Source organism: Syntrophothermus sp. (assembly GCF_013314835.1).
Classification (GTDB): domain Bacteria; phylum Bacillota; class Syntrophomonadia; order Syntrophomonadales; family Syntrophothermaceae; genus Syntrophothermus; species Syntrophothermus lipocalidus.
Window position 1 is genome coordinate 1 of record NZ_JABUEX010000072.1, and the last position, 8,632, is coordinate 8,632.

General features: G+C 50.9%; 4 protein-coding genes, 2 tRNA genes and 3 rRNA genes. 8 read left to right on the plus strand and 1 reads right to left on the minus strand.

The window, feature by feature from the left end:
• The 8 genes from HPY90_RS13715 to rrf form a co-directional block, all read left to right on the plus strand.
• Positions 1 to 1,766 (plus strand): hypothetical protein (locus HPY90_RS13715; protein ID WP_287195307.1); only part of this gene is annotated, 1,766 nt, incomplete at its 5' end.
• A 16-nt stretch (positions 1,767 to 1,782) separates the two neighbouring features.
• On the plus strand, positions 1,783 to 2,781 hold the full coding sequence (locus HPY90_RS13720; RefSeq protein ID WP_287195309.1) for an NADase-type glycan-binding domain-containing protein: 999 nt from the start codon (positions 1,783 to 1,785) through the stop codon (positions 2,779 to 2,781).
• Entirely contained in the window at positions 2,778 to 2,903 is a 126-nt protein-coding gene (locus tag HPY90_RS13725) for a hypothetical protein (RefSeq protein WP_287195310.1), read from the plus strand. Before HPY90_RS13720 ends, HPY90_RS13725 begins: the two co-directional genes overlap by 4 nt.
• A 657-nt stretch (positions 2,904 to 3,560) precedes the next feature.
• A 16S ribosomal RNA gene (locus HPY90_RS13730) occupies positions 3,561 to 5,091 on the plus strand.
• Positions 5,092 to 5,152: 61 nt separating this feature from the next.
• A tRNA-Ile gene (locus tag HPY90_RS13735) sits at positions 5,153 to 5,226 on the plus strand.
• Between the two features lie 8 nt (positions 5,227 to 5,234).
• Positions 5,235 to 5,307 (plus strand) — tRNA-Ala (locus HPY90_RS13740).
• A 75-nt stretch (positions 5,308 to 5,382) separates the two neighbouring features.
• Positions 5,383 to 8,259, plus strand: a 23S ribosomal RNA gene (locus HPY90_RS13745).
• 36 nt (positions 8,260 to 8,295) lie between these two features.
• Positions 8,296 to 8,403, plus strand: a 5S ribosomal RNA gene (gene rrf / locus HPY90_RS13750).
• Together the 16S, 23S and 5S rRNA genes with 2 tRNA genes alongside form the textbook arrangement of a ribosomal RNA operon.
• A gap of 46 nt (positions 8,404 to 8,449) precedes the next feature.
• Here rrf and HPY90_RS13755 read toward each other — a convergent pair.
• The coding region (locus HPY90_RS13755; RefSeq protein WP_287195312.1) for a hypothetical protein at positions 8,450 to 8,632 on the minus strand (183 nt) is incomplete at its 5' end.

The window sequence follows — 8,632 nt, forward strand, 5'->3', positions numbered from 1 at the left end:
CGGTAGGGAATGCGATTGCGGGAGCGGTGAATTCGGTTGTGGATACGGCGAGCAAGATAGCGGCGTATGTAGGGCAGGAGGCGAAGAAGGTGGTGGAGGGTTTAACGGGAGGGAAGAAGGAGGGGGAGTCAGAAAAGGGGAATAAGGGAGGAAAAGAGCCAAAAGGGACGAAACCCTCTTCTGGTTCGAAGGGACAGGCCACTCGTTTTGCTGTTGATCCCCAATATGAAAGGGCGATGGAGATAGCGAAGAAAAAGTGGGCCCAGGATGGGGGCAAGTCTTCTTTGAGCAGTTACGGTGAAAAGGCGATGAAGCAGGCTGAATATGAGTGGAAGATGGAGAAGGCGAGGGAATATTCCCGGGGAGCCTTGGGGGATAATGCGAGCAGGGGGGTGAAGGATTTATCTGAGTATGCTGATCAGGTGAATAAGGATTATAGGGATTATCGTAATGAAGTAGCGATGAATAAGGAGATAAACAGGGAGGTGAGGGAACTGATAAAGAGAGGGGATCTTGATGATATGCTTAAGCAGACGAATGTTTTTTTAGGGAAGGAGGAGGACTTTTCGAAGCTTACGGCGAAGGAGTTATATGAGTTAGGGCACCAGAGACTCAAAGAAGCCACTGATAAAGCGATGGAGATGTATGGAGGGAAAGAGGTTATTGATGGGTATTCTTCTCGAGGGGAGTTTGTGCATATGATGACGAACAAGTTGGTGAGGGCGGCGAAGAGCGGGAATACAGCGGTGCACGATCTTTATGACAGGAATGGGAATTTAACGGAGGTAGGGCGGGAATATGAGTATTTTATGGGGCTGAAGGGGTATCAAATGGAGAAGGAGAAATTAGAAACGGACAAGAGGCGTATGGAGGAGATAGATAAGCGTTTAGAAGAGTTGGAAAAGCAGATAGCGGGAGCGAAAGGGCAGGCGAAGGAAAGGCTTGAGAAGGTGAAGGCAGGGTTAGAAGGGGAGAAGAGGCAGATAGAAGGAAACTGGGGTGGAGAGGAAAACATGACGAAGGACTTTGGATACCTATGGGAGGTACAGAATAGAGGGGAGAAGTATACGATAAAGAATTTGACAGGAGGAAGGAGTCAATTTCTTATTCTTGGGGAAGAGGGGATGGGGAAGGGGGTGAGAGTTGGCAAGACGGGGAAGTTAAACAAAGAAGGACGTATGGAGTATAGCAATGAAGGGATGGATGTGTACAATGATCGGATTACGGTGATTGTGAATGGGAAGATAGTGGAATTCAACAGGGCGAGTTTAGATTCGACGAGATACAGTGATTTTCACTACTATGAGAAGACGGGGAAAGAAACGTGGAAAGAGATTGACAAGGGAAGATATGACAGTTTGAAGGAGGGGAAGGCGAAGATACCCATGAAATATGATGGGAAGGAGCATTATGGGACGATAGCCTCCGGGATATACAAAGCAAGTCCCATGAAGGGGAGAGAATTTTCGATGGGTTTTGAGATAGCGATAGAGGGGAATGGAAAGGTTCCAGCGCTGAATGGATACAATCCGGCGCATCCTGAGAGAAAGCCCGGGTATCTTGAGGCGACGAGGATACACCTTGGAGGAGGTTCTGGGGCCAGCTGGAACTACTCCGAAGGTTGCCAGACCATCTTTAAGGACGACTACAAGGAGTTTATGGAGTTGTTTGCGGTGAAGGATGCGCAAGGGAATGTTGTAATGAAAGATGGAAAAATGGTTTTCAATTATAATTTAGCAGGATATTATTTTCTTTTAACTCAATAGTTGAAAGGAGAGGAGAATGATGCGAAAAATATTGTATATAGTTATATTATATTGTGGGGCAATGGTGGAATTGTGGACTGGGGATAAGGTTTTGATAGATTGGTTTGAAGGGTCTTTTATTCGTGTACCCACTCCTTTGAGTTATTCTCCCTTAAATTTACTGGATGGGCGGTTGGATACGGCGATAGCCTTGCATAAGGATTATAATCCTTTGTTTGAGAAACAATTGATGTTTATTATTTCTTTTAGGTCTCCTTCGTTTAAAGTGGATAAGATGGTTATATTTAATGGTTACCAAAAAAATGAGGAAATATATAGAAAAAACAAAAGAGTAAGAGAAGTTAATATATCGTTTAGAAAGAAGAGAAATGATGAAAAAGTATATGATATAGTGTTATTTACGAATTTGTTACTGAAAGATGAAAAACAGATTACCCTTATTTTACCAAAAAGTGTAGAAATTGATGAGATTGGATTTTACATTCTCTCCACCTACCCTAGTACCACATACGATGACACGTGTATAAGCGAGATTGAGTTCTGGTATCAGGGGCAGAAGTATGAGGTAGCGAATCTTGAGGAGGCGAAGAGGGAGTTTGTGAGGAAGAGGAAGGAGAGGGTGCTGAAGATTCTTCTTGGTGGGCCGGAGAGGCGCGAGGGGTATTCCTTTAACTGGATGTGTGGGTTGTCGTATATTACGTTTACGAGAACGGGGAAGGAGAGGGGGGAGTTTTTTATTCAGGCGTGTGTAGATTCTCGTGGGGCGTTTGTGACGAACTGGGGGCAGGCGCCTGATGGGGCTGAGATGATTATCACGAATATTCGTGGTGAGTGGAGGTTTGATGAGGCAGGTATTTTCTGGACGAGGGTGAAAGGGAAGGAATGGAAAGCGACGGATGTATCGTATATAGGGGAGAATGATCTTGGGAGAGGGGGTGCGGTATATTTTCGTGGGAGTGATATTGAGACGGGATATTTTAACTGGAGTGGGCCGGATTCGGATGCGGGGCCGTGAAGAGGTTGGTGATGATCAGGAACGGGTATGGGCGGATGCTGATGAGTGATTATTTTGAGACGTTCGGGATAGGTGATGTGGTAGGCGAGGGGCATGTGGCTCCGTTTCCGGAGGATGAGTGAGGGGCTATCACCGTATTTCAGCCCCGCGGGCGGGGTTTGCTGAGACATCGCCATAGCCTTCTCCGCCCCTGCCTGCGGTGCCTTCTGACAGAAGCCACCAGGGGAACACATGCCCTGCGGACCTGGTGGGAGAAGGCCCTATTCTCCTGCCAGTATCCGAGCCACAGGAGGTGGCGAGGAAGACCGGGGTCAGGCACGGAGGGCTGTCCCCGGGCGGCTACAGAAGGGAGCGAGGCCACAGATTTTTCTCCCAGCCCGCAGGGTAAGACGATGGACGGAATGCTACAGAAACCGCCGCAGGGGCGGGGGTTTACAGGGGGCGGGGAGCTTCCTGTAGCCTGTCCCGGCGGGAATTGTGCTTTTTCACTTGACACGGAGGGGGTATTTATGGTATACTATATATCTCGGAGATAGAGATTGCGCAGGGGATTTCTACTTTCTTTGAGTTGGTGGGGAATTCTTCTTGCGGGAAGGTTTGAAAAAAAAGATTGTCTAACCTCTTGACAAAAGGCCAAAAATGTGGTATAATAATAGTCCACGCTGACGAGACGAGTAGGTGTGGAGAGATAGGAGATAGGAAGATTGGATATAGTACTGAGGTGAGGGACTCTTTATAAGCCAGGGTAAACTTTGAAGTTATGTTTTATGAGATAATTCATAACGGAGGGTTTGATTCTGGCTCAGAGCGAACGCTGGCGGCGTGTCTTAGGCATGCAAGTCGATCGGCAGCGCAGCTGTAGCAATACAGTGGGCGGCGAGAGGCGGACGGGTGAGTAATGCATGGGAATCTACCTAGAGGACGGGGATAGCCTGGGGAAACTCAGGGTAATACCCGATGATATCGTAAGATCAAAGGAGGCGTATGCCTTGCCTTTAGATGAGCCCATGTCCCATCAGGTAGTTGGCGGGGTAAGAGCCCACCAAGCCGGAGACGGGTAGCTGGTCTGAGAGGATGGTCAGCCACAAGGGGACTGCGACACGGCCCCTACTCCTACGGGAGGCAGCAGCCAAGAATTTTCCGCAATGGGCGAAAGCCTGACGGAGCGACGCCGCGTGAGGGAAGAAGGTCTTCGGATTGTAAACCTCTTTTGTAAGGGAAGAATAAGGTAAGCAGGAAATGGCTTACTGATGACGGTACCTTACGAATAAGCCCCGGCTAATTACGTGCCAGCAGCCGCGGTAATACGTAAGGGGCTAGCGTTGCTCGGAATTACTGGGCGTAAAGGGCGCGTAGGCGGTTTCGCAAGTCAAATGTCAAAGACCATGGCTCAACTGTGGGAGGGCATTTGAAACTGCGAAGCTAGAGTACGGTGGAAGGCGATGGAATTCCCGGTGTAGCGGTGAAATGCGTAGATATCGGGAGGAACACCGAAGGCGAAGGCAGTCGTCTATGCTGATACTGACGCTGAGGCGCGAAAGCGTGGGGATCAAACAGGATTAGATACCCTGGTAGTCCACGCCGTAAACGATGTGCACTAGGAGTTGGCGGTATCCGTTGGCTCCGCAGCAAACGCGATAAGTGCACCGCCTGGGGAGTACGGCCGCAAGGCTGAAACTCAAAGAAATTGACGGGGGCCCGCACAAGCAGTGGAGTATGTGGTTTAATTCGATGCAAAACGAAGAACCTTACCAGGGCTTGACATGTACTGGACCGGTGGTGAAAGCCACCTTTCCCGCAAGGGACTGGTACACAGGTGCTGCATGGCTGTCGTCAGCTCGTGCCGTGAGGTGTTGGGTTAAGTCCCGCAACGAGCGCAACCCCTGCCATTAGTTGCTACCTGCGAGGGAGCACTCTAATGGGACTGCCGGCGACGAGTCGGAGGAAGGAGGGGATGACGTCAAGTCATCATGGCCTTTATGTCCTGGGCCACACACATACTACAATGGTCGTTACAGAGGGAAGCGAGACCGCGAGGTGGAGCAAATCCCTAAAAGCGACCTCAATACGGATTGGAGTCTGCAACTCGACTCCATGAAACCGGAATTGCTAGTAATCGCAGGTCAGCCAAACTGCGGTGAATACGTTCTCGGGCCTTGTACACACCGCCCGTCACACCACCCGAGTCGGTTTTTCCTGATGCTGGTAACTCTAACCGCGAGGGGGAGGCCAGTGAAGGAAGGATTGGTGAGGGGGGTGAAGTCGTAACAAGGTAGCCGTACCGGAAGGTGCGGCTGGATCACCTCCTTATAGGGAGAAAGGAAGAGTCTCTCACCTCAGTTTGTTTTTATAGTTTTTTATTGAGGTGATTGGGAGTATAGCTCAGGTGGTTAGAGCGCAGCCCTGATAAGGCTGAGGTCAATGGTTCGAGGCCATTTACTCCCAGTGGGAATGGGGATATAGCTCAGTTGGGAGAGCACCTGCCTTGCAAGCAGGGGGTCAGGGGTTCAAATCCCCTTATCTCCAGTTAAATAGGGTTGGGGATAGAGTAGGTAAGATTGTAGATTATGAGATAAGATGGGATATAGGACTAAGGTAAAAGGTCAAGGGAGAAAGGGCTAAGGGTGGATGCCTTGGCACCAGTGTGCGAAGAAGGACGTGAAAAGCTGCGAAAAGCGTCGGGGAGTCGCAAATGGCGTAGATCCGGCGATGTCCGAATGGGGAAACCCGGCCAGGGTCATGCCTGGTCATCACCGTTAGGTGAGGCGCACCCGGGGAATTGAAACATCTTAGTACCCGGAGGAAAAGAAATCAAACGAGATTCCCTGAGTAGTGGCGAGCGAAAGGGGAATAGCCCAAACCGGTGGGCATGCTCACCGGGGTTGTAGGACTCCGAAAGGCACCATGGAATCTAGCAGAACGGTTCTGGGAAGGCCGGCCATAGAGGGTGAAAGCCCCGTATGCGAAAGAGGAAGTGGGCTGGGAGTATCCTGAGTAGCACGGAATTCGTGGAGTTCTGTGTGAAGCTGGGGGGACCACCCTCCAAGGCTAAATAACACTGGTGACCGATAGCGAACGAGTACCGTGAGGGAAAGGCGAAAAGAACCCCTGATAGGGGAGTGAAATAGAACCTGAAACCCTTAGCTTACAAGCTGTAGGAGCCCTGAGCGTAGTCGAAGGGTGACTGCGTGCCTATTGAAGAATGAGCCTGCGAGTTACAGGTAGTTGCGAGGTTAATCCCTGGAGGGGAGTAGCCGAAGCGAAAGCGAGTCTGAATAGGGCGTCTAGTAACTACCTGTAGACCCGAAGCCGCGTGAGCTAACCATGGGCAGGATGAAGTCCCGGTAACACGGGATGGAGGTCCGAACCGGTAGGCGTTGAAAAGTCTTCGGATGACCTGTGGTTAGGAGTGAAAGGCCAAACGAACGTGGCGATAGCTGGTTCTTCCCGAAATGCATTTAGGTGCAGCCCTGTGAAGCAAGTGCTGGGGGTAGAGCGCTGGATCGGGACGGGGGATTTATCCTACCAACCCGAACCAAACTACGAATACTGGCACCCGAGGCACAGGAGTGAGAATGTGGGGGATAAGCTCCATATTCGAGAGGGAAACAACCCAGATCGTCGGCTAAGGTCCCGAAATACCGCTCAGTGGATAAGGAAGTGGAATGACCGAGACAGCCAGGAGGTTGGCTTAGAAGCAGCCATCCTTTAAAGAGTGCGTAATAGCTCACTGGTCGAGTTATTCTGCGCCAAAAATGTACGGGGCTAAGCGGTATACCGAAGCCACGGACTCGGAAGAGTGGTAGGGAAGCGTTCTACGAGCGACGAAGGATAATCGTAAGGTTATCTGGAGCGAGTAGAAGTGAGAATGCAGGCATGAGTACACGATAAAACGGGTAAAAAACCCGTTCGCCGAAAGCACAAGGGTTCCTGGGCTACGATATTCGACCCAGGGTTAGCCGGCCCCTAAGGTGAGGCCGAAAGGCGTAGCCGATGGGAATACGGTTGATATTCCGTAGCCACCTGTTGGAGTGAAGGGGTGACGCCCTGCATAGAGCCGTGCGGACTGACGGATGTTCGTCGAAGCCATTGAGGCTGGTGTGAGTGAAATGCTTGCGCCGCGAAGCCAAGAGGTGAGCGATCCACCTTTCGGGGTGGAGAAGACGGCCGAGTGTAGGGCCGAGAAAGAGCCTCTAAGCGATGAAGACAGGTGACCGTACCAAAACCGACACAGGTGTGCGGGGTGAATAACCTAAGGCGCTCGAGATAACTCTCGCTAAGGAACTCTGCAAAATGGCCCCGTAACTTCGGGAGAAGGGGTGCCTGCGGAAGCAGGTCGCAGTAAAGAGGCTCAGGCGACTGTTTACCAAAAACACAAGACTCTGCAAACTCGTAAGAGGAGGTATAGGGTCTGAAACCTGCCCAGTGCCGGAAGGTTAAGAGGAGGAGTTAGCCGCGAGGCGAAGCTTCGAATCTAAGCCCCGGTAAACGGCGGCCGTAACTATAACGGTCCTAAGGTAGCGAAATTCCTTGTCGGGTAAGTTCCGACCCGCATGAATGGTCCAACGATCTGAGCGCTGTCTCAGCGAGAGGCTCGGTGAAATTGTATGCTCGGTGAAGATACCGAGTACCTACGGCAGGACAGAAAGACCCCGTGGACCTTTACTACAACTTGGCGTTGAAACTTGGTTTACCATGCGCAGGATAGGTAGGAGGCTGAGAAGTGGGTGCTCTGGTGCTCATGGAGCCGACCTTGAGATACTACCCTTGGTGAATTGGGTTTCTAACTCTCGCCTTGCAATCGGGGTGGAGGACAGCGTCTGGTGGGTAGTTTGACTGGGGCGGTCGCCTCCTAAAGGGTAACGGAGGCGCCCAAAGGTTCCCTCAGCATGGTTGGAAATCATGCGAAGAGTGTAAAGGCAGAAGGGAGCTTGACTGTGAGGCTGACGAGCCGAGCAGGGACGAAAGTCGGGCTTAGTGATCCGGTGGTTGTGCGTGGAAATGCCATCGCTCAACGGATAAAAGGTACCCCGGGGATAACAGGCTGATCTTCCCCAAGAGTTCATATCGACGGGAAGGTTTGGCACCTCGATGTCGACTCATCGCATCCTGGGGCTGGAGAAGGTCCCAAGGGTTGGTCTGTTCGCCCATTAAAGCGGTACGTGAGTTGGGTTCAATACGTCGTAAGACAGTATGGTCCCTATCCGCCGTAGGCGTTTGGGCACTTGAGGGGAGCTGCTCCTAGTACGAGAGGACCGGAGTGGACGAACCGCTAGTGTACCTGTTGTCACGCCAGTGGCATAAGCAGGGTAGCTATGTTCGGAAGAGATAACCGCTGAAAGCATCTAAGTGGGAAACTTGCCCCAAGATGAGGTGCCCCATATGGTCCGTGGAAGACTACCACGTTGATAGGCTACAGGTGTAAGCGCAGTAATGCGTTGAGCCGAGTAGTACTAATCGACCATTAGCCTTGACCTTTTACCTTTTAGTCTCCCATCTTATCATGTTTTTATTGCTCTCGACCATAGCGGAGGGGGTACACCCGGTCCCATTCCGAACCCGGAAGTTAAGCCCTCCGTCGCCGATGATACTCCGCAAGGGGGAAAGTAGGTGTCGAGAGCTTTTTTTATTTTTTGGGAAAAAACCAATTTCCTGCTATTTCCTTATTTCAGCTAAAAGCCCCCTTTTGCTGAAACATGGGAATAGCCAAAGTGCAAACTCGGGGCGTGTCCAGAGAAAAAGCGGTAGGTTTTGCTGAAACAAAGTCATAGCCAAAGCCGGTAATAAACCTTTTCCCCTTCTTTTTATCTTCCTCATCCCTTCCAAGCTCCCTTTTCGTTGTGCAAAGAAT